The sequence below is a fragment of the Shewanella sp. S1-58-MNA-CIBAN-0166 genome, from assembly GCF_040310085.1.
Lineage (GTDB): Bacteria > Pseudomonadota > Gammaproteobacteria > Enterobacterales > Shewanellaceae > Shewanella.
This window is the reverse complement of the sequence record NZ_JBEOPN010000025.1, coordinates 39,717-65,852: the sequence shown is the minus strand read 5'-3', so window position 1 is coordinate 65,852 and position 26,136 is coordinate 39,717. Positions and strand designations below refer to the sequence as shown.

The following is a 26,136-nucleotide window of genomic DNA, read 5'->3' as shown; positions in this document are numbered from 1 at the left end:
GTGAAATATTTAATGGCTAAAGGCCTTGTTATTGCCTCATTAATCATCGGGCTTTCTGCTTGTGGTGGCGGGGATGTTGAAAAGAATCCGCCTGCGCAACAAACGCCACAATCTGACGTGTATACCGGCCCTGCAGCAGCAACGGCTGATATTCAAAAATACAAAGCATCGTTGTGGGATAACATCTCAACCCAAGACAAATGCGGTGCGTGCCATACAGAAGGTAATCAAGCGCCTTATTTTGCCAGTCGAAATAACGTTAACGATGCTTATGCTGCCACGAATCCATTGGTTGACTTAACCGACCCTAAAGCTTCACGTTTAGTCAGTAAAGTCGCTGGTGGACACAATTGTTGGCTCGCAAGTGATTCAGCTTGTGGTGAAACCATGACCCAATGGATCAAGTTATGGGCCGATGAGCGTGTTAGTACGGTCAATACTATTGAGCTGACTGCACCGGTTATTCGTGATCCAGGTTCTAGTAAAAACTTCCCTGATGACAGCAGTTTATTCAGTCAGCACGTTTATCCCATAGTGAATCAATATTGTGTGTCTTGCCATAATGAAGCAGCACAATCTCCCCAGTCGCCATTTTTTGCCAGCACCGATGTGAGCCAAGCTTATGAAGCCGCCAAAGGAGTGATTAACTTAGACGACCCAGCGCAATCAAGGCTTGTGGTGCGTTTAGGTTCGGAGTTTCATAACTGCTGGAGCAATTGTGTAGACGATAGCATTGAAATGCGCGATGCGATTATGGCGCTCAGTGATGGCATTGAACTTGATGAGATTTCACCAGACATGGTGGTGTCAAAGTCATTACGTTTAACCGATGGCATTACCGCCTCAAGTGGTGGCCGTTTTGAAACTGACGTAATTGCTTTATATCAATTTAAAACAGGTGAGGGCAGCATTGCTTATGACACCTCAGGCATATCTCCAGCCGCTAATTTGACCTTAACCGGTGATGTAGATTGGTTGGGCAGTTGGGGCTTGTCGTTTACTAACGGTAAAGCGCAGGCGAGTACCGCTAACAGCAAAAAATTGCATGATTTAATTACCGCAACAGGTGAGTTTTCTATTGAAGCCTGGGTCACTCCCAATAACGTAACTCAAGAAGGTCCAGCCAGAATAGTGACCTATTCTGCGGGAGACAGCGCACGTAATTTTACCTTAGGCCAAACTCAATATAACTATGACTTTATGCTGCGCACTCAAGCATCTAGTACCAATGGCGAGCCAGCATTAAGTACACCAGATGCGGATGAGGTATTACAAGCCACATTGCAGCATGTAGTGATGACTTACAATGCCACCACTGGCCGCAGTATTTACGTTAATGGTCAATTGATTGATGTGGTCGATGAAGACATTTCGCCACTTGCCAATTGGGACGACAGCTTCGCGCTTATTTTGGGTAGAGAAGCGTCAAACCAGCATGTATGGCAAGGCGATATTCGCTTATTAGCCATTTATAATCGGGTACTCGCACCTGAGCAAGTACAGCAAAATTATAATGTTGGAGTGGGTGAAAAGTTCTTTTTACTTTTCTCGATTAGTCATTTAATTGATCTTCCCAATACCTACGTCATGTTTGAAGTCAGTCAGTTTGATAACTACAGCTATTTGTTTAGTAATGCTGCCATTGTGAACATTGACGGTACGCCAGTAGCAGACAGCTTTGCGTTAAAAGGCTTACGTATCGGTATTAACGGTAAAGAAAGTGCTCAAGGCCAGTCATACGCGAATCTCGATTTATCAGTATCGGCAGCTCAAGCGATTGCAGAGCCGTTTTCTATCTCAGCATTGGGTACTATTATCGCCCTTGAAAAAGGCGCTAATCTGGATGAGTTTTTCTTAACCTTTGAACAATTAGGCGAACACACCAATGTAGTGTTACCTGGGGTATTTGTTACCCCTGCCGAGGTGCCAGCAACCACTCAATCGGCTCAAGTCGGTGTGCGTAACTTTGCTGAAATCAATCACAGTATGAGTATGCTCACGGGCGTTGACCAACAATCGACTAAAGTATTTAACACCTATCAGTTAGTTAAACGTCAATTACCGAGTCTTGAAAATATCGAAACCTTTATCTCTGCGCAGCAAATGGGCATCACCCAGCTTGCCATTGCCTATTGTGATACTGCGATTGAAGACAACACGATTCGCAGTAATTGGTTCCCAGATGTGGACTTTACTGCCGTACCTAGTGTGGCGTTAAATACCACTGAGCGCGCCAATTTATTGAACCCGTTAATTAACCAACTTATGCCGTTATCGTTAGCCAGTCAGCCAAGTCAAAGTTCGGTTTACAATGAACTTGATAGCTTAGTGAGCGGTCTGTCGGTTTGTAGTGGCACCTGTACTGCAGAGCGCACCCGTACTATCGCTAAGTCTAGTTGTGCTGCGGTATTGGCCAGTGCCGTGATGCTAGTGCAATAGGGGCGACAGTATGAAACGATATTTACAGCGATTGATAGCATCAACCGTACAGCAGTCAAGGCAAACGGTTGCTGGATTGACGTTTTCACGATTAACCCATGCAACTGATATAGCCGTAATACGGGCACAAAAGGGATTCAACAATGACTAGACCTAAGCACCTTCATCCAGACAGTCCATTGTTGTTTGCTGACCATAGTAAGCCGATGACTCGACGAGATTTTATTTCGACAGGCTTGTACAAAGGCGGCGCCGCAGTTGCTGGTTTATCGTTATTTAGCCTGTTTGCTAACCCTAACAATGCTCATGCGGCGCTATCCCCCGATCTTGAAGCACTAAGAGACTCTTGCGGCATAAGCGTACAAGGGGCGGGCAAAATTCCGTTTATTAGTTTCGATTTAGCCGGTGGTGCCAATATAGCGGGCTCTAATGTGTTGGTTGGCGGCGCAGGTGGCCAGCAAGATTTCTTATCTACGGCCGGTTATAACAAGCTGGGTTTACCTGGTGATATGGCTCCGTCAATTGCTAATCCCAATGCGGGAATGTCTGATTTTATTAATACTGATTTAGGATTGGCATTTCACTCTGACTCGGCTTTTTTACGCGGAATTTTAGAGAAAGTATCATCTGATACCGCATCACGTATCAACGGTGCTGTGATCCCCAATCGCTCAGATAATGACACGGGTAATAATCCACACAATCCTATGTATGCCATTGCGGCAGCAGGGGCGAACGGTTCGTTAATGCCGTTAGTGGGCTCACGTAACTCAGATTCCGGCGGCAATTCAATGGCGCCCACCAACTTTATCGATTTAAGCAAACGGCCCACTAAAATTGATCGCCCTTCAGACGTAACGGGTTTAGTGGATGTAGGTGATTTATTCAGTTTATTGTCGCAACGTGATGCTGTGGCCGTAATGGAAAGTATTCAACGTATTAGCGCGCAAAAAATGGCGGCAGTGAACACGCAAGTTACCCGCGGTGATGTGATTAAAGATTTGGTTAATTGTGGTTATGTTAAAAGTGCCGATCTTGCCGACCGTTTTGGCGACCCATCAACATTAAACCCATTGTTAGACCCTGATATTGTCGGTCCTGGTGGCATATTTGGGATTAATGAATTTGACTCTGAGTCTGAGTTCCAAAAAACCGCGTCCATTATGAAGTTAGTGGTTAATGGCTTTTCTGGTGCGGGCACGGTCACCATGGGTGGGTTTGACTATCACACAGGCGAGCGTGCCACAGGTGAGTTAAGAGACTTACGAGCTGGTCGCTGCATGGGCGCGTGTTTAGAATATGCTTCACGTCGTAATATGCCGTTAATGTTATACGTATTCAGTGATGGCTCTGTTGCCAGTAATGGCCGTATCGATGACTCCATGGAAGGGCGTGGTAAAGGCGAATGGACTGGCGATAACTCATCAACAGGCGCGTCATTCTTTTTGGTTTACAATCCGTCTGGCAAACCACAATTAATGGGAGGCAGCGCCGACCAAATGGCCAGAAAACAACAAATTGGTTTTATGCGCAGCGATGCATCCGTTGATACCGCGTCAGCCCCGTCGGCCAATAACGTTAACTTGTTGGTAGAAACCGTATTGCTAAATTATATGGCTCTACATGGCGAACAAAGCCAATTTACCTCAGTTGCCCCAGGACAAGGATTAGGCAATGCAACCATGCTTGATTCATTAACCGCGTTTCAACCAATAGTGTAGTTATACCCTTTGTGGAGGAGGAACAAAGGATATTGTTTATATTGTGCTCGCATGGATACGACAGAACCACCTCAAGTAAAAACGCTTCTGTGACACGCTGCGAGTACATCTTTGTAAGCTCGGCCATGACGTCCATGTCATGGCCGGTCACTGCCGCGCTTATACTCGAGGCTCTATTTCTTTGTTGCTGGCTGTGTTTCGACACAAAAGTGCAGAGGATATTGGCTCATGGATGTGGCCTAATCACCTCAAGGGCAAACGCTTCTGTGACACGCAGCGAGTACATCCTTGTAAGCTCGGCCATGACGTCCATGTCATGGACGGTCACAGCCGCGCTTATACTCGAGGCTCTATTTCTTCGTTGCTGACGGATTGACAACTGTTAGTGATTGTTGATGTTGGTTCACAATGGATGTGACAGAATTACCTCAAGTGCAAACACTTCTGTGACATGCTGCAAGTACAATCTTTGTATGCTCGGCCATCTGTGCGTTTATCATAAAGTTTGATCATTTCTGTACCAAGGTGTATTCCAATGGGAGATAAACTCGGGCAAGGGGATACCCCTTAACCCCAAAAGCCACATGCTTCGCATGTGAAAATCAAAAGAATTAAAGAAAAATCAGCAGGCACACTTTTATGTGGCATGTACTAATTTTATGTACAGGTATAATAGTTTTTCATCGATTTACGCTAAAGAATGATTAAAAGTCGTTCTTTAGTTTTATCGGTTTATCAATATGAAAAACGTAATTATCTGATATTGTTATCTTTAGTTTTTTGTAAAGTGAAGGCAAATTCTACTTTACGCACAAGCTCGGTTTGTTTTTGTCTGTTAGATACATTTAATTACTTTACTTCAACAAGATAGCAAATGTAGGATGATATTAATCAATAACTTAAATGGCCGACTTTAAATTTATTTGGCCCTTTAATAAGCTGTTATACATCCTAGGGAAGTGGTTGTGCTAATTCGAGCTATCAATAGCCAAAGAAAATTAAAACCTTACTTTTACTCGCAGTCTGCAAAGATTGGTGGTTTTGGTTGTCTGATTGGGTTTTCGGTAGCATATCCGTTGTTTTTTGCTATAGCCTCAAGCTTTGGGATTCAGTCAGATGTACCAATTCGTAGCTATGATAGTGGCACAGTATTGATGATGTTCACTGTGTGCCTTTTAGTTCTTTGCTTTTCTTTATATGTATTTTGCGTATTATTTGCTTTCATTTTTTATGGAATGAAGTTCAAAAAAGGACATATCGATAAGCAAGAGCTTATCAATATCGCTTTTAAAGGCATCTATCCAAAGCGATGGCAGCTATAACAAGGCCATTATGGCAGGGACGCAAAACGCTTGGCTGCGCTCCTTCGTCGCAAAGTATAGCCAAGCATTTTTGCGCCCCATATGGCGGCGTTATGTGTTCTTGGAGGCTCAGTGAAGAACGTATTGTTTCTATGCAGTAAGAATAAGCTAAGAAGTCCTACGGCAGAAGCTATCTTCAGCAACGTAGATGACTGGGAAGTTTATTCCGCAGGTGTTAGTAACGATGCTGAGGTTCATGTAAGTCTTGAGGATATTGAGTGGGCTGATTATATTTTCGTTATGGAAAAGGCTCATAAAAAGAAATTAAGCAGCAAGTTTGGTCGAGCAATAAAAGATCAGAAAGTAATCTCTTTAGACATACCAGATGATTATGAATATATGGATGAAAAACTGATCGAGATATTACAATCAAAAGTGCCGTCACTTGTTCAATAAAAATCACATAACACATATGAGCCTTCCACCAGTCAATAGGCGAGCCTAACTTATTTGACTGCTTTTGCAGTCAAATTAAAATCAATCAACAAATTCATCTACTTCGTCTGTCATTTAGCTGTCAAATCATCGTTTACAGCAAACACATATAGAGGCTCTCTTAGTGCGATCTTATCGCTGCCTGACTCTTTTCAATCCGTTGAAATATCAGGGGCACTAGACATTTATCGGTTAACCCTAAGATGGCACTATTCAAGTCAGAGGTGCTTTTTGCACAGTTAGTTTCAGGCTCATTTAGGGTGTAAACGACTTTGTTGATTGTATTCATTAATGCGCGCCAATAAGGTGTCTAATCAAGGCGATGTAGCTTAAATAGCATTTGGCATAGTGATGATGGTGAGAAGTCATTGCTTCATTAGCCACATCATTCACGGTCATGCTCGCTTCTCTTTTTAAGAGTATCTAGTTAGACGTTCAGCTCACCTTATTGCGCGACTTATCCTTTTAAGAATCGTTGTTCATCAAACACCGTTTTGTTCTTCAGCATGAAATAGACGCAGCGGCCAAGCTTATGTGCCAGTGCAGACAACGCTTTTGCTTTACTCATTCGTTTTTGTAATCGATTAAGGTAGTTACGTGCTTTGTCATTACCACGTAGGTAAAGCACCGCTGCTTCGGAGAATGCCCATTTCAAATGAGCATTACCGATTTTATTGCCATTTGTGCCGTAGGTTTTACCGGCTGACTCCGCTTTGCATTTGACCAATCGAGAGTATGACGCAAACTTTTGTACTGACTCAAATCGGCAGATATCACCGATTTCATACAAAATTGTCAGTGACAGAATCTTGCCAATACCTGGTACAGTTTTAAGTAGTTCTAGATACACTGGATTATGATTTTTGGCTTGTTTTTCAATGAACCATTCAACTTGAGCGAGTTCTTTGGCATAGCAATCAAGTAGCGCCATATCTAAATCAATGTTGCGCTGCACGATAGGGTCTTGATACTGCTCACGAAGCTTTTGTCTTGCAGAAATGTTTTTAAGATTTAACTCAGTCGCGGGTAAGTTGTATTGGCTGTTGGTGTTAACCACATGACCTTTGAGCATGGCACCGTGACGAACAATTTTCATTCGTCGACGTAATAGGTCACGGGCAGCGCGCATTTCGCTTGGATAATCATAAGCTATAGGAAAGTTACCACCACGCAGTAATGAGGCAATTTTAAAGGAATCGACTTTATCATTTTTGGTTTTACCGCCGTGAATGGCCTTCATATACAGCGCATGGCCTAAGATGAAATCAATGCCCAGTTCAGCACACCAGTCTGACACCCAATACCAACAATGCATGCACTCAACGCCGACAATCACATTACCGATATAAGGTTCGAGTATGAGTAATAAGTCATCTTTGCTGGCACCTATCTTTTTATGAACAACAACTTCCCCTTTAGAATCAATGATGCAGGCATAAAGTAAGCGTGCATGTAAATCGATACCACAGTAGTATGGATGTGAGTTATTATAAAATCTCATTGAGTTTTCTCCTGTTGGTTTAGTCACCTTAAGCATACCGCTGATGCGGCTTGCTAGGGAGGAGGCTCAATGAGTATCAAGGGCAAGCAACGGACTCGTCAAACTGTCACTTTTTGTGCAAAGGGCCGCACAAAAACCGCCAGTTCAACTCACCGCTGTTGCCGGCGTTGAACTAAGCCGCTGCGCGGAGCCAAATGCTGACTCAATCGAGTGTATTAACCTCATCGAATCAGTTAGACTTAAAAAAGATGTGATGGAACACCATAATGACAAGGGAATTTCAATGAAATACGTACAAACCAAGCCATATTACCCGTTCAAAACTGCTCTACAGCTCAGAGCCAGCATCAAAAAAAGCAAATTCCTATAGCATAAAGCGTACCAATTAACCTGGACTCGGCAACGGCCAAGTCCAACAAGCGATTTATGCTTTGCAAACAGCGCAACGCATAAATACTAAAACGTTATATGCAGGTGCTATGAATAAAGTTGAAGCAATCTCCAAAATAAAGTTATCCCTATTAAATGGTGCTCAAGTTATTGCTCCTAAAACTGTAGATAGTGATAAATTTATTGAAGAGCAAGCGGTTAAGTTGCTAAGTAATGTAATTGAGCCTGTGATTGTTAAAATTACTAGTGCATGCTTTCCAGAATACGATTACGAAAAGTATTTATCTTCTGAGGTTTGGGCAATCGCACATGATGGTGATAGCTGGTTACTTACGTTAGCAGATGAAAATGAATTTGCACTTGGCTTCGGTGATTCGACTAATGAAATAATGATGCATGGTTTTTCGTCATCCGATGCTTTGGGTGAATGGTGTACGTAAGCATATAACTAATAAGGATAGGCCGCGCGAAGCCGCGTCCTTATCCCAAGTGTTGAACAAGCCCGAACACCTGAGAGTGACTCTTTATTATGTAATTAACAGCTCGAGAAAACGCGCTGTTTGATGTGATAGTTATCGTGCTAATTTTCTGTAGTCAGCAAGCTCCCTTAGCCCCTCTGCTAATTTTTTAACGCTATACTTTCAGTATCTTAAATTAACTCCTTTGGAATTAGCATGGCGAATTAGCATGGCCACCCAGGATTGGTGGCTAAAAAATTAACTCCTTTGGAATTAGCATGGAATTAGCATGGCCACCCAGGATTGGTGGCTAAATAACAAGCAATGAACTACGCTTTATTTACCCTTTAAAAATGGTAATTGAAGATGGCCAGACCAAGACAAACTATCGTTAGCTTAGATGACACACCTTATTATCACTGTTGCTCGCGTGTGGTACGCAAGGCTTTTCTTTGCGGGATTGATAATTCGACAGGCGAAAACTTTGAACATCGTCGAGATTGGGTGGATTCTCGAATTCTTGAACTGGCTACCATCTTTGCTATTGATATCTGTGCTTATGCGGTGATGAGTAACCATTTACATGTAGTGATAAAAGTTGATGCTGACAAAGCTAAGCACTGGTCAGATAAAGAGGTGCTGGTACAGTGGCATAAAGGTTTTAAAGGCACCTTACTGACGCAAAAGTTTGTTAAGGGGGAAGACTTAAACGAATTTGAATTTAACACTGTGAATGATTGCATTACCCAATACCGACAGCGCTTGGTTGATATTAGTTGGTTTATGCGCTCCTTGAGTGAGCCGATTGCTCGAATGGCCAATAAAGAAGATAAGTGCACTGGCAGATTCTGGGAAGGGCGGTTTAAATCCCAAGCATTATTAGACGAAGCTGCAGTGCTAAGTTGTATGGCTTATGTTGACTTGAATCCTATCCGCGCCAAGATGGCTGTAACTCCAGAAACCTCAGACTACACCAGTATTCAACGGCGAATAACCTCAGCGATAAAAGGTGAGCAACCAACAGCGTTATTGGCTTTTGTTGGTAATGAGCGTCAGGATATGCCTAATGGACTGATGTTCAGCGTTAAAGACTATATTGTGCTGGTGGAAGATACTGGGCGAATTATTCGAGAAGATAAACGCGGTGCAATTAGCTCAACTAGCCAAGATATTCTCAATAGACTAAATATTCCTGCTGACAACTGGCTAAAAATCGCTACTGAGTTTGGTTCATTATTCAAAGGTGCAGTAGGGTCTTTACCTGCATTAACGGAATATTGCGAACATCTAGAGCGAAAGCGAAGACAAGGTGCATCAAACTGCCAACGCTGGTTGTGTGCTTAAGGCTTAACTTCAAAACTAGAACTAACACTAAAAAAATAACCTGATTGCCAGCTTGATATCAATCAAGCCACTAGTGCTGTGTTGGATTTGCCGCATTGTTCACTATTTTCCATTTAGCGCTCAGTTTGTTGATAATTCCCATTCAATTTATACATTTGAATCGTGCAGAATATTATCGCTATCAAACCTAAAAGCAGTTATGTTAATTATCACAAGAATGGGTGGCATAAGAATGGGTGATTTACCTCAGTTGCCCCAGGACAAGGATTAGGTAATGCCACTATGCTCGATTCGTTAACTGCGTTTCAACCGATAGTGTAGTGAATGTTTTTAGGCCAGAATTTTGTACTGGCGTATTAAAACCTTTTTGATATCTCGCTAGCTCGCATGGATGCGGCAAAATCGCCTCAAGTGCAAACGCTTCTGTGACACGCTGCGAGTACATCCTTGTAAGCTCGGCCATGACGTCCATGTCATGGACGGTCACAGCCGCGCTTGCACTCGAGTTTCAATCTCTTCGTTGCTAGGGGGTTGATAACTGCAAGTTATTATTGATATTCGGTCGCATGGATGTAGCTAAATAACCTCGGGCAATGAGTGGCACTTTTATCCCAACACCACATGCCATAAAAATGGGTGGCATGATTAATCTGATTAATCTCAATTAAATTTGGCTGCGAGATTTATTCTACAGTCTCGTTATATGCAAAGGGGCTTATGCGCGGTAACCTAATCAAATCACTTATCATTGGTTCAATTCTCGGGATTGTAATTGGAGTTTCTAAAATAGATTCATCAAACATCGGACTTATGATTTCGTTGTGTTCATGCTTCGTTTTAGGTTTAGTGACGGTAATGACTATCGACAACAAGCCTCATTTATACACACTGCCAGCTATATTCGTTTCAAGTTTATTCTTATGTGCATTTTATGGTTTTAAGTATGGGCTTGTTTATACCGCTGGGGTAGCAGGCATTTACGGTATATTCTCAGTGCAATTATTTCAGGCTATTTTTATTGCATCTGATAATGTAAGGTATTTAGTCGAAAAACTCTTTAAAAAGAAGTAGTTTTCATATAACAAACGCCTAAACTCCGACAATGATTAGTTTTCATGGTATTGGCAAAACAACGCAAAAAAACACGCCAACACATTGCGTGTTAGGCTGGCGTTAGTGTTACTTAAGATTGAGTTTTCAAATTTAAGATGAATGAAGAGAACGAAAATTACTTTATAGCAAAGTATGTGGCTGGTGCTTGTGATACTGATGATTTGGTCAATTATGCAAATTATAAGTTAAACAGTGGCATCTATTCTGACGGGTTACTGGGTATCATTGATGCAGAACCTAAATGTTGGGATATCGTTTCACCTCTTTTTGAAAAACTGATTGCTCAACTTCCTTCATTTGATGATTCAATTCATTTAATAATCAAACATCACTTAAAGTTAATTGCTAGTGAAAAAATCGACCCATTCATTCAATTTAGGCAGCTGCTCAATGATATTGATAATTTTGATCTACATGAAAATGTGACTAAATATGTTGGTGATAATGTAGGCATCGAGCATCTATATGGGTTGTATTACGCTAGAGATGATTTGGAAGTAAATGACAATTATGGTGTTGTTGAAATAGGAGCCCTAATGCAAGAAGAATCTATCAAGTGGCTATCGGAACATTAACAAACGACTAAACCCCGAAAAATTAACATAGCCATATATGGACCTTCCGGTGATTGGCGGCTGGGCCAATTCTTTTATGAATAGAAAGAGGGAACAACCGTTGGTTTCCTCTTGGTCTGGTGTGGGCGAAGCGCCACGACGTTAGTGGCCGCAGGCCATAAGTACATAAGTACATAAGTACATAAGTACAAATCAAAATAACCACCTGGATCCCGGCTCAAAAGCATTACCGGGACGACGAGAAGATTGTTAATGATTAATCTTGTTGTAATCCCGTCGATACATGTAACGTTTGTTGATTGTCGATAATGATTGCTTCGTATTCTGGTAATTGATTAATCAGCGCCATGCCTTGTTGTAATCCCATGACAAAGATGGCGGTGGACAGGGCATCCACAAAAGTTGGATTTTTACCGATAATCGACACGCTGACAACATTGCGTGCTGAGTCGCCAGTTTTGGGATTAATAATGTGATGATAGCGCACGCCGTCTTCGATAAAGTAACGCTCGTAATCGCCAGAGGTTGAAATCGACTCGTCACTTAATGGTAATTGCACCGCGGTTTTGTCGTCTGCCCTAGGGTGTTTTATACCGACAAACCAAGGGCGTCCGATGCGATCGCCGAGTAATGTGGTGTCGCCGCCAGCGCTGATAAGAGCATGTTCTATGCCTGCGTCTTTTAATATCGAAATACAATTTTTGACCGCATGCCCTTTGGCTATGCCGCCTAAATCAATTTTGACATCAGCATTAGCAAAACGAACTGAAGAGGTGGACTTATCGAGTATTACTGCTTGGTAGTTTATTGCTTTTAATGCGGTGTTAATGGCTGCTTGGTCGGGCTTTTGATGCTTACGATAATCGTATTGGTAACCTACTGAGGCGTAGGTGATATCAAACATGCCATTGGTTAATTTGGCAATGTCTTGCGCGTCGGTGAGTAAATCAAATAGCTCTGGGCTGATGGTCACGGGTTTTTTGGCTGCATCGCGGTTAATGATACTGAGTTCGCTAGTGGTGATATAAGGACTCATTGTTTGATCAATGCGCTGCATTTCTTGCTCTACCGCGGCAATTAAGCCATCTGCCGTTGATGCTTCGGCATTGTCAGGTAGCCAAAACTCAACATGTGCCAGCGTTCCCATGACATCAAAACTCTTTTGGTGCCATTGAGCAAACGCAGCATTTGAACTGAGTACCGATAACAATAATATAATGACTAGGCTGACTGTGCGCATGAATGTATAAGCTTTCTATGTTGTGGTGATAGCGGTGATTGTTGATGAAATAGTGCCAATCATCAACAGTAAAAGCGAAAATAACTTTTTTGATGCTGAAAATGCTTATTTGCATCACTCGCTACATGGGTGATATTTGACAAAATTCTCGCGGCATCGAGCTTATTGAGGTAGTTTAGCCGTATTATCGTTTAACAGAGTGTTATGTGTTTTTTATGTCGGTCATGTCTTCAATAACTCAACTCACTAATCATTCAGCTACTCGACCAGACACTCGATCAACTGGGCTTTCTCAGCCTTATGTTTATTTTGTGCCACTTAATGGGGCGTTATCACCAGCTGATTATGAAGTGGGTTTAGCCTTAGGTTGGTTAAGTGATGATGAACTGGCCAAGGTTGGTCGTTATAAAAGCGTGTCGGCGCGTCATAATGCGTTGCAAGTGCGCTTAGCGCTTCGGGCTGTATTATCGCTGCACAGTGCATTAACGCCTCAACAATGGCGTTTTATTTACGGCGCTAAAGGTAAGCCTGCACTGACACAAGATTTGTTGGCGCAAACTGGGCTGCATTTCAATTTAAGCCACAGTGGTCAATGGCTAATGATTGGAGTATTGATAGCACCCAATGCTGAAGAAAAAACTGAGCCAACGATTGATGGAGCGAGTAACGAGTGGGTATACAATCCTGAGCAAGATATTTGCTTTGGTGTCGATATTGAACGACAGCGAAGCAGTACCGACATAGTGCCCATTTTGAATCACTATTTTACTCAAACAGAAACCAACACCTTATTGCAATTGCCCGAGGTATTACAACGACAACGATTTTTTGATTTATGGGCTGTAAAAGAATCCTACATAAAAGCACGCGGACTGGGATTAGCGTTATCACTTAAGTCATTTAGTGTTGATTTTAGCCAGGCAGAGCTGTGCAATATCCCGTTGCAACGGGCTGATAATCACAGTCAGTCAATTGAGTTACTTAAACCGGTAAAACTGAATTTTACCGATAGCAAACAGCCTGCCGCAACCGATTTTAGTTGGCAAACGGTGATGGGAAGACTCGATAATGAATACCGTTTTGCGGTGACTTTGGGGTTGGCTAACTCAGCTGTTTCTAACGTGGTAATTGAGCCTTACTCCATTTACAACACCTTATCGTGTGCCCAATTAAGCTTTGATGATTTGTTGGGTTGATGGAACCGTTGATGACTTAGCCGAAGCAATGCTTCGGCTAAGACTAAAGCCAAGATAAAGACCAAGACCAAGAAGATGGTACGATTTGGTAATTATTTTAACGGTACAATTTCAAATTTGTCATTGAATTGTACTAAGGTCGAGGCAATTTTCCCAAAGGCTTGTTTGTCGCCAGTCATACTGGCATCACCTTGTTCAATTAATTGCGTTAACGTGGTTTGACCTAATAAAATACTGACAACATCCGCTTTGGCAATGGTTAACGTTGCATCAGCTTTTTGAAGTTTATTAACAACAATATTGTTCAAATTACCATGACTAAGCTCTACAAATATGGTGCTTTCAACTTCCGTCTTATCGGCTTTAGTCACCACATTTAAACTAATATCGCCCAGTTTATCTGCGGCAATGCTATCTATTTTTACGGCTAAAAAGTCAAATAAAGTCGGCATATCCATTTCGCTCAATACATCTGCAGAGGCTGATTTAGGTGTGCCTGGCTGAATTCCTATTCTTAACTCTTGAGTACCGGTTAAATAGATGTTTCTCCAACCAGCCCCTTCAGCTTGATAACCTAGTTGCTCGTAGGTGTCGGCTAGTAGATCTCGAGCACTTTGGTTACTTGGATCTGCCATAACCACTTTGTTAAGCGCTGTAGCTACAAAACGGTATTGACCTTGGCTAAAGTCTGCTTTGGCCTTTGCGACAACGTTGTTGGCGCCGCCCATGTACTCGACAAATTTTGTCGCTTCTTGTTGCGTTGGCAATGGGTTTAAGTTAGCTGGGTTCATGTCAAAGTAGCCTAAATACATGTTATAAACAGCTTTAGCATTATGACTGTAAGTGCCATGATAACCATTGGTGTACCATTGATCTTTTACCTGCTGTGGAATGGTGTCCATAATGGCGTCACCAATATCTTGTAATACTACGCCTTGATTAGCTAATCGCAGTGATTGGTTATGAACTAAACCATAATTGTCGCGTTGCATTTTAAGGTATTGATTTACTTCATTGTTACCCCATACTGGTGCTGAATGCGATGCGAATAGCACTTCAACATCTTGACCAAATGAATTGATCATCTGGTTAATGTCTTTTGACCATTTTAATGCATCGCGTACTTTTGCGCCGCGTAAAGTATAGATATTGTGCATACCATCGTAGGTTAATTCCCCGCTCCATAAGGCTTTCATTGAAGGAATATAAGTGACCATTTCGCTGGCAGCTTCTGTTCCTGAGGCATCCATAAACACCATTTCAAGTCCATCGACAGTTAAGGTTTCCCATTTATCTTTTTGATTAAGTTCGTAGTCGGGTTTTACGTAGGTAATTTCACCTTTGGATAAACCTTTAGCAAGCGCAGCGTCAACAATACCATGATCATGTTTGCCCAAAGTTGCTCCATATTGGTAGCTGGCTCGACGGCTCATAGCGTTGCCTGCGAGTACGTTTTCGGCAACCACTTCGGTTGTAATATTGTTTGACCCGTACACTTTTACATCAGGATATAGCTCTTGAATCCCCCTGGCTCCGCCAAAGTGGTCAGCATGGCTATGTGAATAAATCATTGCAACAATCGGTAATGTATTCCCTTCAGGAAGGTGTTCAAAAGCAAATTTGATAGATTGCTGCGCCGCTTCTTTGGTTAATAACACATCATAAACAATCCAACCGGTTTTACCGCGAATTAAGGTCATATTTGACAAGTCAGTACCACGAATTTGATATATGCCATCGGTGACTTTATATAATCCGTTCGAGACCATATTAAGCTGTGCTTGGCGATATAGTGACGGGTTAACTGAGTCAGGATATTTATCACTGATAAAGCTAAATTCTGCACGCAGAATATCTGCGGTGGCTTGATCAAACTCGGCAATTCTATTTTGGTTGAAACGGGTGAACGCATTTTTGTCATTAAAGTTAAGCATTTTGGCTACCTCGGTATTGTGGGCTGCCGTTGCTGGAGTCGCTTCTTTTCCCTGGTAATCGACACTTAAGTGGTCGTGTTCATGCTGAGCGGCTAAAGCATTGAGTGACAGGGTCGAAATCATTGATAGTGCGATGATAGATTTTTTCATGGTAAGTCCTCATATAGTTAAAGATAAATGTTTTAACGTTGATGAAACTATCTTAGTGGTTAAATACCAAAAAATAACTATAGTGAAATGGTGATAAAACATTTTTTCTATGAATGTATTTGACCTAAAAGGAATGAGTATGAGCGATGCGTTTGCCAATAAATTGCCAGCATTGGATTTAAATTTACTGCGAGTTTTTTGTACTGTATGCCAGCAATCATCAATCACCCGCGCAGCAGAACAGTTAGGGTTGACGCAGTCGTCTGTGAGCAATGCGATTAGCCGTCTTAAAAACACACTGGGTTGTGAATTATTTATTCGTGTTGGTCGTGGTATTGAACCTACAGCAACAGGGTTACATATATTTAATACTGTTCAGCCAATGCTAGATACCATTGAACAAACTTTGATGGGAGTTAAAGCGTTCGATCCCAGTACCTCTAGAAGAGTTTTTACCATTTATGCCAATGAAGCAGTTATCGATTTATTACAACCGCAATTAGATACAGCATTAGCTAATTTGTCTGTCAGAGTGGTGCTACGTAATTCACCAGTATTAGAGGCGGAACAGTTTCAAGACTTACAAATGCAAAAAGTAGATTTGGTAGTGGATATTATGCCGCCAAAACTAAAAATGTTTAGTTTTAAAAAGGTCGCCCAAGAGCGGATTATTTGTGTGGTACGTCAACATCATCCAGTGATAAAAAACCATGTCAGCAGCGATGATTTTTTTGCCGCCGAGCACGTTATGTATCGTCTACATCGCGATAATATGCGTGTTGCAGATATCATTTCTAATGATCCATTACCGCAGCGCACTTTATACAGTGAGCAGTCGTCTATTTTGAGTATGTTGTCGTTAATCAGTAAGTCGAATGCCATAGGCATAGCGCCATATACTTTTACCCAAAGCTATGCGCAACTGTTTAAACTAACCTTGCTTGAATTACCTTTTAAGACTCGGCCAATAAATTTATACAGCATTTGGCCGACAAAACATGCATTAGATAAGTCATGTATTTGGTTAAGGGAAATAATTGAAAAACTGATGCATGATGCATATGGTTGTTCATAATGCATGGAACATTAATCAAAAAGCCAATCTTAGAGAGATTGGCTTTTTGTTAATATCGCTATATGTGATGGCGATTATTGTCTCGCAAGGCGATTTGATTCAGGTGGGTTTTCAAAGTCGCTGCGGTACGGGTTGATGTCTAAGCCACCACGACGCGTATAACGTGCGTAAACGGTTAACTTAGTGCACTGGCAGTATTTTTTTAAGTCGACAAAAATACGCTCAACGCACTGTTCGTGAAACTCGTTATGCTGGCGAAATGAGATTAAATAGCGCAGCAGTTTTTCACGATCAATTTTAGGGCCTTGATAACGGATCATCACGCTGCCCCAGTCTGGCTGAGAGGTGATTAAACAATTAGACTTCAATAAATTTGAATTCAGTGTTTCAGCCACGTTTTTGTCAGGATCTGTACCACCGATTAAATGATCGGGATTAAATGCGTATTCGTCGACTTCAATATCCAAGTCATCAATACAAGTACCCGGTAAATCAATAATACGTTCAAGATTAAAATGCTTTGGTTCGATGACTTTGACGGTCAGGTCACCTTGGGCACAAGCGATTAAATCGCGGCTTAACGTTTCTTGTACGGCTTCGACACTGTCAAACTTAGTTTGGTTAAAACTATTTAAGTACAGTTTAAAAGATTTAGATTCAATCAAATTGACACTGTTGATATCTAACTGAACTTCCAAAATGGCAACAACAGGCTTGCCTTTAGCATTAAGCCAAGACAATTCATATCCGGTCCAAATATCGGTACCGTGAAAAGGGAGTTGACCACTTAATTCAATAGCATCTCGGTTAAGTTTACGTGGAACCCCTTGCAGCAGTGACGCGTCATACTCAGCTTGATAAGCAGTTGCTTGGCCTAATGTTAGGCCTTTTAATGCTGCTGCATCACTATAAGGGTCGTGATTGTGTGTCATCTAATCGGTTTCCGTGTCAAAATATGGTTTTATTATAAACTACGAGTGGCTTAAGTGTCTTGTTCATCTGCATTAGATTGCTTTATAAAAAACTATCTTAAATCTTATCAAGATACGCTATCTGAATTTCCGCGCTATTATCCTTTGGGCGAAGACTCAATATGTATTCAAGGCACCTTTAATGCGGACACTGATGATACTGTGTTCTGGCAGCCCATTAAACGTGACAATGTCGCTGACTTTAGTAACGTGGAGCATGCATTAAATATTCAATTACACCAAGATATTCATGCATTTTATGGCCAGTATTTTTCCGCGCCATTACCGTTTACTGCATCATTTGGCGACGGTGAATTACTCCAAGCATGGAATCAAGATGACTTCGAAAATTTGCAACAAAATGTAATTGGTCATTTGATCATGAAGAAAAAGCTCAAACAACCAGCAACTTGGTTTATCGGTGTGCTAGGTGATGACGACGAAATGCTGACGGTAAACAATGATGATGGCAGCGTGTGGATTGAAATTCCAGGTGAAAAACAGCGCACTAAATTAGCCGAATCATTAACGGCGTTTTTAGAGCAAATATCGCCGATGATCAAACCGCCATCAAAACCCGTCGAGGAATTACCTCATACGGTAGATCATCCAGGAATTTGGCAACGCATTAAAACCATGTGGGATTATTTGTTACGCAAAAAGTAACCGCATCAAGCATTGAAGTGCCATTTTATGGTGCTTTAATGCGTTCATTGCATGCAAACACAAGCATTCAAACACGAACATTCAAACACTCATCTTCCTCGTAACATCCTCCTTTACGCTTCGCTTAGGTTATTTTCTCCACACTTTAGTGTCTGAGTTATTTTGTCTATGCACGCTTGTTTATCAACAATCCACAATCCGTAGCTTATGGGCAATACTTCAACGCCAGCCCGTTTAAATAATTTGTAGGTTGTTAGCTCAAAAAAGTTAGCCCAAGGCCCAGGAAAACCAATAAGATCAACAGCAAGGTATTTGTCTGCATAACGACACAATAGGTCTATTTCGGTACCGGCAATGGTATACCCAGGCCAAGTATCAATATTGTACTGTGTTAACGCCTCAATAAGCTCTTGCTGAAATGTGTCTATCTCTGAGGTCACGCTGTGTTTGGCATTAAAGGTTGTTATAGAAGTAACATATTGGCGTAACAGGTTGTGTTCTGGTAATAACGAGTCGTCCATAGACAAATATATCAACTGCTTTTGACGTGCCCTGGTAATGGTGACGTTAAACACATCCGCTTTATTTAAATAAGCAGCCGCACGTTTACTGTCGTTATCAATCGCAAACGAAATCAGCATGATATTCCGCTCTTCGCCTTGAAACCCAAACGGCGTGGCTGCACGTATGCTGTGTTTAATGACATCTGTTTGAGGGATCTTCTGCTCAATCAATGTGGCGATATATTCAGCCTGTGCGCTAAAAGGCGAGATAATCCCAATACTATGAGTGATGCCTGTTTGGACATCTTGTGTTATTTGATGTTGGATCTCTGCTAATAGACTTAGGGCTTCTTGCTGGTTAACGCCCGATGTATCACGAGTACCGGCGATACGATGAAGGTGCAAATGGCCTGAACTGGTGCAGGGTCGGTGTTGCATGATTTTTAATTTAGATTGATAAAAAGACTGGTTACTAAAATGAATCAGCTCAGGCTTACTTCTAAAGTGTTCATCTAAAAAGGCCAACTCTTGCCCGCTAGCTAATGTTTTTAGTGCTAAATCTAAGATGGAGTTATCTCGATAACTGATGGCTCCTGGGCTGCTTTCGGGCACATTATTTTTGGCAAGCAATTGAGTTTGTTTGCTTCTGGCTAAAAAGGAATAATGTTTTAATTGCTTCGTGTCGCCAACAATCAATACACGTTTTGCACGGTATAGCGCAGGTAAGCAACTGCTAATGTTACATTGTGTTGCCTCGTCAATAATCACTAAATCAAACATTTCGCGATTAAGCGGCAATACTCTGTGTAGGCTGTTTAAGCTTGCTAGCCAGATGGGAAATGCGGCAAATAATGTGGCGTATTCTATTTTTTCAAATAACGCGAGTTGTTTACTGGACGTTCTACTGCGAATCGCTTTGTTAAAAGCCTGTAGCGATTTACGGTGCTGATTAACTAATGTGTTTAAGTTATTCTTTTTTAGTGCATTAAGATATTCAGCTGCCAGTGTTTCCCGCGTAACAGTGTGTTTATTAATGGTGTTTAACGCATCCCATTGATGATGCCATTGGTTTATTGACCCTTGGGTAAAAAACAAATAAACCCGTTTTAGCCATGTTGATTGTTGTGCTTGAAGTTTATGTAGGTGCAAACCACGGCGAATAGACCTGCGACTGAACGCCAGGAAACGTTTTTCCAGTTTTATCAGTAATCGTTGCAGCTTATTCAGTTCGTCTTCACATGCTTGTGGGTTTTGGCTTAAGTCATCGCTAAAGTATCCTGCGAGTAAGTCGGCGGTATAGTCTTTTAATTGTTTTAAAAATACTTTTTGTCCTGCGCGAATAGACACGTCGCCCAAGTTAAAATTACTCGCCAATTTATCTGCAATCACATCAAGGGCTACGTCATTATTGGCCACAATAAGCACCGACTCACCGCGCGCCATATGTTCGGCAGCAACAGCAGCAATGGTGTAGCTCTTGCCCGTTCCTGGCGGACCAGATACGCAGCCTAAATCGGCATTGGCAGCGATATGAATAACTTTCTTTTGTGGCGTAGATAATAACCCCGGTAAAAAGTCATATTTAAGTGTTGGGGCTCTGAGTCTTACAGCACGTTTTTCAAACGTTTGGTTAAACAGTTTACAAATAGGAGCTGATTGTTCGTTAGCGCTAATGATACTTTCTAATTCGTGAAGTACACCGCGACTGCTCGATGACCTCTCGACAAAAAGTAGCATCGAAATAGGTAATAAGCGGGGAGTGTCTTGGGTTAATGCTTTTTTAATGTCTTGGTGCCCAGCAAGCCTGGGATATTGCAATAACTCTAGTGAGTTTATGTCAATTTGATTACTGCTAAAGTATGAGGTCCAAAAAGATGGTGAATGTATATCTTCATTGATGAGATCTTCTGAAAGCTCATTATCTTCTGGTAGCAATTGTTGCAGCAGGGCTTCATTGATTTCAGTGTCTTCTGTTTGGGCTGAAAAATAGAAATTATTGTTTTGTTGTTCAATGGTGGCTTCATTAAACAGCAGCGGTGAGACAACCGTTTTGAGCTCACCTTTTATGGTTACTTTACCGACAAATAGAAATCGTGCGTACAGCAGTATTCTTTCTCTTTGATACATCGCCACTCGTTTAAGCATTGGCTCAGCAAATTCTTGCGGGATAGGCAAACGAGGTAAAAAACCAGTGCCTAGTTCATCTTGCCCTTCAAGAATGAGACGATCTTCTTGTTTAAACTTGTTCACATTCCAAAGATTGATGGAGGCGCTATCTTCCTTATAACAATCTTTGTAGTAGGAAATAATCTGCTGATAACTCAATGGCACAATTCCATTTATTGATGATCCCAAGACAAATTAGACACAATACGGCAAGGCTCGCAGCGAAAATGAAACATGTCTAAAAGTGGCTCATCTAGCTTCCAATCTTTAGATCCACAGCGTGGGCAGGGGCGAGCTAGCTCTGCTTGCAATGATTCGCCGCCCACACGGTATAAGTAATAATAGGTGGGGATATTAGTTAAATATTCTATCCGGCCACGTAAATCCCAACCGCGTCTAAATAAGTCACTATCCGCTCGAGTGATCTCATCCAAAGCTGCAAACTCTGCTTTAGTGGCTGCGGCCATTTGCAGTTCATCGCATGCTTGCCACTCTGTTTGCCATTTTATGATGCGTTTGTGATCGCCATTAAAAGTAGCAGGCAGCTGATAAAGAGGTATTGGTAACAGGTTATCGCCATTACGCAGTGGCGAACACATATGCACATAACTGGTATACAGCAGTTGCCATGAAGGCGTATCGGTATTGCTGGCTTCGGAGTTAATGTCTTGGCCGATGAATTTCTCTCTAGGGGCCAATAGCTTAGCTGCAGTTAGGCCTGCTAAGGCCACTTTTACCCATGGGCTACTGTGGCGGTTAGCTAAGCTGGTTTTTTCAGGTAACAGCAAACGAACTCTAAATTCACCGTCATTAAAGGCGACCGCAAATTCACGTCCTAAAATTTGTCCATTAGCTCGTAAGGCTTCAAGAAAAGCGTTAATGGCTTTCTCTACCGTATCAATTGTCGTATCGGCAAAACATTCAAAGCGTAGTTCGGTGACAAACATCTACTGCTCAGCCTTATTATTGATTATGTAGCTTTGAGTCATATTATTTTGTAATTGGTTTTCTAACTCAGTAACTCGTTGGGTTAGCTGACTAATGTGTTGTTGTAGGGTCATAACCTGTTGGATCACTTGAGTAAGATCGGGTTGATCATGTGATGAGACATCGGCTATTGATGGAATGTCTGCTAATTCCGGTAAATGTTGCCACTCAGATTTAGGCAGCGCCTTAAATTGTTGTAAACCTTGGATAAGGGTAGGCATCGGAATGCTATTGCCTAAACGACTTTTTATCAGGGCCAAGCTGGGCGTATGCCCATTGTTAGCAATTGATTTTGCTGCGGCAAGTACTTGTTCAATTGGACTCATTGTTGGTTTAATTCCTTAATTCCATATAGTGAGATTAACTAATTCTTGTTGAGTTAAAACATAAAGCTATATAAATCAGTATATTATTTTATGGCACGATTTTGGCTTAAAGGATCTGTAAATACAATGCGGATTTTATTTTAACAAAAAGGATGCAACATGAAATTAAAACTTATCGCAGCGGCATTAATTGGCGCTACATCACTAGCATTAAGTGGTTGTGTTATTAGTGTCGGAGACCATGAATCGGGTAAAAGTGCTGATTATTGGCAAGTGCAACAAGATAAAAATCGTGATCTGTTGAGCAAATTGTCTATGGGAATGAGCAGTGATCAAGTCACAACCTTAATGGGAACGGCTGATTTTAGTGAAGCTTATACCAAGTCGGCTCAAAATAATGCAGAGCAATCCATCAAAGTGTTGTTTTATCGTACCCAATGGGCAGAAGGCGATGGTAAAACAACCAAAGATGAATGCACGCCAATTGTGTTCAAAGATGACGTTTTAGTGGGCTGGGGTGATACCGCCTACAGACAGCACTAATTGCCGAGTGAGGTTATCCGACATTAAGTGTTAATTACAATTTAGCTCGCATCATCACGTCCAATTGGTCAATCACTTCTGACCATTGGGCGTCTTGTAATAATGCCTCTTTTAAAAATGCTTTTTGACCTGAATTCCAGCAATCGGCATCAGTAATTAATGTGTGTTTATCCAGTTTGTTTTGGATAACAAAGTCGTCGATTCCCTCTTGATCGTGAGGCAAACCTAATTGCTTAAATAAGTGACTTAAATCATTTGATGTAGTGTCCATTTGGCGCATTCCTTATGATGGTTAGATAAACAATTTTAGTATCCGTCTTGATGAGATAAATTGCAAACAACTGACACTCACAATCGCTAACAGGTAAAATGGGTAAACAAAACTTGTACAATGTTTCAAACTTGTTAAGTTAAGTTTAGCGAGTTAACCAACAAGGAATAATAATGGACAATAACACCTTGGAAACTTCACGTGCAGTATATTTGACGGCAGAAGACTTACGAGTCGCAGCTTCTATTCTTTATAACGCTTATCATGATGATCCCTATTTTATCGAGGTACTTGGGCAAGATGACAATCAACAATACGAACAGAAACTTCGCGCGGCGATTCGTGAAGAGTTAAATGAACTGTGGCAACAAGAACAACCTTTAATTGGCTTATTTGACGGTGACCGTTTAATTGGAGTTGCCTGTGTGATTACGCAACAAGTACCTTTGGGTGAGGGGCGTTATTGGCATTGGCGTTTTAAAATGATGTTGGGTACAGGATGGAAATCAACTCAAGGGTTAATGCAAAAAGAGACCTGCATTTTAGAACATCTTCCTTCGCAAAAATGCGGGGTTTTGCAATTTATTGCCTTATCCCCCAATGAGCAGCAAAAAGGTTATGGTGCCAAGTTAATTCAAGCGGTATTGAGTTGGTGTGATGAGCAACCTGGGCTTGATGGCATTGGGGTATTTGTGAGTAACTCTTCGCACCATCAAGCATTCGTGAAACAAGAATTTGTCAGCATTGCCACTGTGAGTATTGGCAATATTGAAGGTGAAATATTGTTTTACAGTAAGGCATAGTGTCTAAAATGAAAATAATCTAATACTAACAGAGCATACCATTAGCGAGTTGTTAATAAGGAGTGAGTAATGGAACCTAAGCGTTATTCTTCATTTGCAGAGTTTTATCCATTTTATCTGTCGCAACATCAAGATCCCGTTTGTCGAAGACTGCATTACATTGGCAGTAGCATTATTTTAGTGATCATTATTAACACTTTGATTAACCAACATTGGTGGCAGTTATTGTGGTTGCCGGTAGTCGGTTATGGTTTTGCATGGTTAGGGCATTTTATATTTGAAAAAAATCGCCCCGCAACATTCACTTATCCGCTATACAGCTTATGGGCAGATTGGGTCATGTTTGGTCAAATGATAAAGCGTTTATGGCGCAAATAACCCTGGAAGTATTAACTTGCTCACGCTTTTGTAAGCAATATCCTACAAGTGTGTAAGGGATCTTATCTAAAGTTGTCAGTGTTTAACGTTATAAATTATTGTTAATCTTTTAAAATCAGGTAATTACATTTTTCTAACGATTTACTGACATGTGGGATGTGTATTTAAATGGAGTTGAGTGACTTTTATCGGCGTTTATTTTGGCTAGAATGTAGTTATCGAAAGCGGGTCATCAGTTGGTTTTCTTAGGATGAGAAATAAGACTAATGATGCTTAAGAATATTAAGGATGATACTAGGACACGCTCACGGATTAGGGCATAAGCTCGGCAAATGGATAGCCGAATCAAGGATGGGTGAAGACAGTAAATAGTCGACACAAGGAAAAAAAGGATAGGGCTGCAGGATGCAGCTGGGATAATTCAACGGATTGAATAGATTTACCGCTCAGCCAACGGATAGGCTGTTCAAAGGAATGAAACTCATGCGTTTGTTTGTGTTACACAAATAGACAAGGAAATGAGAACAGGGAAAAGGACTGCAGGAAGCATGTTTACATGGATGGTGCAGGGAGCAAATTTCAGCCGGATTGCTGACAAAAGTGTTAACGGGCACAACCTTATAACTTAAGGTTGTGCCTTTTTGCTTTCTGGCGGAAATTATCCAGCCTTAGAATAATGTATTGGTTACGATGATGTATGCTTCGTTACCCTTAAAGCACAGTGCTTAAAGTTATGCAGATGCCAATTTATGATCATTTTTCTGTTTAGTTAGCATTAATGGTGAATATATATAGACCGTTTAAATCTTTGCAAACCTAGCCTTTATTATCTACATTTCATAATCAATCCAAAAGTATACAAAAATAAATTCCCCTATATTATTGTTTGTAAAGTAATAATTGTTAAATCTAATGATGTTCTTTCGGATATTCTTTTAGATGTTCTTATATTGCTAAGGATGTAACTACTCTATGAACAGTGAAATTGATATTAATCGGTTAATTGTTCGGTAAATAGTGAGTAAATTGTGTGACAATAGCCTCATTTTTTTCAGTCTTAACACTGCTCTGATGTATGCTTTGTATTTCGTTCTGCATGTTGTTGCTTAATGGTTTATTCATCTGTGCGTGTCGCTTGAAGAGGGATTTATTTGATGTGGTTACAACGAGAGATGACACTTAACTCTAAAAGACGAGGATTTCATTTAATTACTGATGAAGTGATAGCACGGCTGCCAGAGCTAGGAGGTATCAATGTTGGCTTATTGCATGTGTTTATTCAGCATACTTCAGCATCGCTGGCGATAAACGAAAATGCTGATCCTACTGTTCGTGGCGATTTGGAACGGCATTTTAATGTACTCGCACCAGAAGGTGCGCCATACTTCCAGCATACTTATGAAGGTGCCGATGATATGCCTGCGCATATCAAGTCGACCCTGATTGGGGCTAGTCAGTCAATTCCGATTACCCATGGTCGTTTGAACTTGGGTATTTGGCAAGGTTTATATTTATGTGAGCATCGGGACCATGCTTCGGCGCGCACAATTATTATCACCTTGCAGGGTGAATGATTTAAAAAGGTTAAAT

23 protein-coding genes are annotated in these 26,136 nt (G+C 41.3%); 15 read left to right on the top strand and 8 right to left on the bottom strand.

Annotated features, from left to right (window positions below; translation table 11 throughout):
* The 4 genes from AAEY99_RS15205 (at position 1) to AAEY99_RS15190 (ending at position 5,917) form a co-directional block, all read left to right on the top strand.
* Complete coding sequence (locus AAEY99_RS15205) at positions 1 to 2,439, top strand: LamG domain-containing protein (RefSeq protein ID WP_351011052.1); 2,439 nt, start codon at positions 1 to 3, stop codon at positions 2,437 to 2,439.
* Positions 2,440 to 2,582: 143 nt separating this feature from the next.
* On the top strand, positions 2,583 to 4,160 hold the full coding sequence (locus AAEY99_RS15200) for a general secretion pathway protein GspF (protein ID WP_182743844.1): 1,578 nt from the start codon (positions 2,583 to 2,585) through the stop codon (positions 4,158 to 4,160).
* A gap of 965 nt (positions 4,161 to 5,125) precedes the next feature.
* Complete coding sequence (locus AAEY99_RS15195) at positions 5,126 to 5,482, top strand: hypothetical protein (protein WP_182743843.1); 357 nt, start codon at positions 5,126 to 5,128, stop codon at positions 5,480 to 5,482.
* Between the two features lie 111 nt (positions 5,483 to 5,593).
* The gene (locus AAEY99_RS15190; protein WP_182743842.1) at positions 5,594 to 5,917 is read left to right on the top strand and encodes a low molecular weight protein tyrosine phosphatase family protein; all 324 of its coding nucleotides are present in this window, start codon (positions 5,594 to 5,596) and stop codon (positions 5,915 to 5,917) included.
* Positions 5,918 to 6,413: 496 nt separating this feature from the next.
* Here AAEY99_RS15190 and AAEY99_RS15185 read toward each other — a convergent pair whose 3' ends face one another.
* A complete protein-coding gene (locus AAEY99_RS15185) occupies positions 6,414 to 7,457 on the bottom strand; it encodes an IS110-like element ISShfr7 family transposase (protein WP_351011050.1) in 1,044 nt (347 codons plus the stop codon).
* A gap of 479 nt (positions 7,458 to 7,936) precedes the next feature.
* Here AAEY99_RS15185 and AAEY99_RS15180 point away from each other — a divergent pair, with 479 nt between their 5' ends.
* From AAEY99_RS15180 to AAEY99_RS15165, 4 genes are all read left to right on the top strand, one after another.
* Positions 7,937 to 8,287 (top strand): hypothetical protein, encoded by a 351-nt coding sequence (locus tag AAEY99_RS15180; RefSeq protein WP_351011048.1) that lies wholly within the window; start codon positions 7,937 to 7,939, stop codon positions 8,285 to 8,287.
* Positions 8,288 to 8,671: 384 nt separating this feature from the next.
* Positions 8,672 to 9,649 (top strand): transposase, encoded by a 978-nt coding sequence (locus AAEY99_RS15175; RefSeq protein ID WP_351011046.1) that lies wholly within the window; start codon positions 8,672 to 8,674, stop codon positions 9,647 to 9,649.
* 717 nt (positions 9,650 to 10,366) lie between these two features.
* A complete protein-coding gene (locus AAEY99_RS15170; protein WP_335690369.1) occupies positions 10,367 to 10,720 on the top strand; it encodes a hypothetical protein in 354 nt (117 codons plus the stop codon).
* 137 nt (positions 10,721 to 10,857) lie between these two features.
* On the top strand, positions 10,858 to 11,337 hold the full coding sequence (locus tag AAEY99_RS15165) for a hypothetical protein (protein WP_123777028.1): 480 nt from the start codon (positions 10,858 to 10,860) through the stop codon (positions 11,335 to 11,337).
* 256 nt (positions 11,338 to 11,593) lie between these two features.
* Here the strand turns inward: AAEY99_RS15165 and AAEY99_RS15160 are convergent, their stop codons facing one another.
* On the bottom strand, positions 11,594 to 12,577 hold the full coding sequence (locus AAEY99_RS15160; RefSeq protein WP_351011045.1) for an FAD:protein FMN transferase: 984 nt from the start codon (positions 12,575 to 12,577) through the stop codon (positions 11,594 to 11,596).
* Between the two features lie 224 nt (positions 12,578 to 12,801).
* Between AAEY99_RS15160 and AAEY99_RS15155 the strand changes: the two genes are divergently transcribed.
* Entirely contained in the window at positions 12,802 to 13,773 is a 972-nt protein-coding gene (locus AAEY99_RS15155) for a 4'-phosphopantetheinyl transferase family protein (RefSeq protein WP_351011043.1), read from the top strand.
* A gap of 92 nt (positions 13,774 to 13,865) precedes the next feature.
* Here the strand turns inward: AAEY99_RS15155 and AAEY99_RS15150 are convergent, their stop codons facing one another.
* The gene (locus tag AAEY99_RS15150; RefSeq protein ID WP_351011041.1) at positions 13,866 to 15,857 is read right to left on the bottom strand and encodes an alkyl/aryl-sulfatase; all 1,992 of its coding nucleotides are present in this window, start codon (positions 15,855 to 15,857) and stop codon (positions 13,866 to 13,868) included.
* Positions 15,858 to 15,996: 139 nt separating this feature from the next.
* Between AAEY99_RS15150 and AAEY99_RS15145 the strand changes: the two genes are divergently transcribed.
* Positions 15,997 to 16,932 carry a LysR family transcriptional regulator gene (locus tag AAEY99_RS15145; RefSeq protein ID WP_162022695.1) on the top strand — a complete coding sequence of 312 codons (936 nt, stop codon included), beginning with the start codon at positions 15,997 to 15,999 and terminating at the stop codon, positions 16,930 to 16,932.
* Between the two features lie 74 nt (positions 16,933 to 17,006).
* Here the strand turns inward: AAEY99_RS15145 and queF are convergent, their stop codons facing one another.
* Positions 17,007 to 17,864, bottom strand: coding sequence for an NADPH-dependent 7-cyano-7-deazaguanine reductase QueF (gene queF / locus AAEY99_RS15140; protein ID WP_162022696.1), 858 nt, complete (start codon positions 17,862 to 17,864; stop codon positions 17,007 to 17,009).
* Positions 17,865 to 17,918: 54 nt separating this feature from the next.
* Here queF and syd point away from each other — a divergent pair, with 54 nt between their 5' ends.
* Positions 17,919 to 18,569: a SecY-interacting protein gene (gene syd, locus AAEY99_RS15135; RefSeq protein WP_101087767.1), complete on the top strand. Its 651-nt coding sequence runs from the start codon at positions 17,919 to 17,921 to the stop codon at positions 18,567 to 18,569.
* A gap of 113 nt (positions 18,570 to 18,682) precedes the next feature.
* Here the strand turns inward: syd and AAEY99_RS15130 are convergent, their stop codons facing one another.
* The 3 genes from AAEY99_RS15130 to AAEY99_RS15120 form a co-directional block, all read right to left on the bottom strand.
* Positions 18,683 to 21,322, bottom strand: a complete 2,640-nt coding sequence (locus tag AAEY99_RS15130) for a DEAD/DEAH box helicase (RefSeq protein ID WP_351011040.1) — start codon at positions 21,320 to 21,322, stop codon at positions 18,683 to 18,685.
* Between the two features lie 89 nt (positions 21,323 to 21,411).
* Complete coding sequence (locus AAEY99_RS15125; RefSeq protein ID WP_101087769.1) at positions 21,412 to 22,185, bottom strand: Zn-ribbon-containing protein; 774 nt, start codon at positions 22,183 to 22,185, stop codon at positions 21,412 to 21,414.
* The gene (locus AAEY99_RS15120) at positions 22,186 to 22,551 is read right to left on the bottom strand and encodes a hypothetical protein (protein WP_350976482.1); all 366 of its coding nucleotides are present in this window, start codon (positions 22,549 to 22,551) and stop codon (positions 22,186 to 22,188) included.
* Between the two features lie 159 nt (positions 22,552 to 22,710).
* On the opposite strand from AAEY99_RS15120, the gene AAEY99_RS15115 reads away from it, so the two are divergent.
* On the top strand, positions 22,711 to 23,094 hold the full coding sequence (locus AAEY99_RS15115; protein ID WP_101087771.1) for a DUF3192 domain-containing protein: 384 nt from the start codon (positions 22,711 to 22,713) through the stop codon (positions 23,092 to 23,094).
* 34 nt (positions 23,095 to 23,128) lie between these two features.
* On the opposite strand, the gene AAEY99_RS15110 is transcribed toward AAEY99_RS15115, so the two are convergent.
* Complete coding sequence (locus tag AAEY99_RS15110) at positions 23,129 to 23,365, bottom strand: DUF2789 domain-containing protein (RefSeq protein ID WP_101087772.1); 237 nt, start codon at positions 23,363 to 23,365, stop codon at positions 23,129 to 23,131.
* Between the two features lie 173 nt (positions 23,366 to 23,538).
* On the opposite strand from AAEY99_RS15110, the gene AAEY99_RS15105 reads away from it, so the two are divergent.
* From AAEY99_RS15105 to AAEY99_RS15095, 3 genes are all read left to right on the top strand, one after another.
* Positions 23,539 to 24,168, top strand: coding sequence for a GNAT family N-acetyltransferase (locus AAEY99_RS15105; RefSeq protein ID WP_351011038.1), 630 nt, complete (start codon positions 23,539 to 23,541; stop codon positions 24,166 to 24,168).
* Positions 24,169 to 24,237: 69 nt separating this feature from the next.
* On the top strand, positions 24,238 to 24,546 hold the full coding sequence (locus AAEY99_RS15100; RefSeq protein ID WP_351011037.1) for an Mpo1-like protein: 309 nt from the start codon (positions 24,238 to 24,240) through the stop codon (positions 24,544 to 24,546).
* Positions 24,547 to 25,700: 1,154 nt separating this feature from the next.
* Entirely contained in the window at positions 25,701 to 26,120 is a 420-nt protein-coding gene (locus AAEY99_RS15095; protein WP_101087777.1) for a secondary thiamine-phosphate synthase enzyme YjbQ, read from the top strand.
* The last annotated feature ends 16 nt before the right edge of the window (positions 26,121 to 26,136 follow it).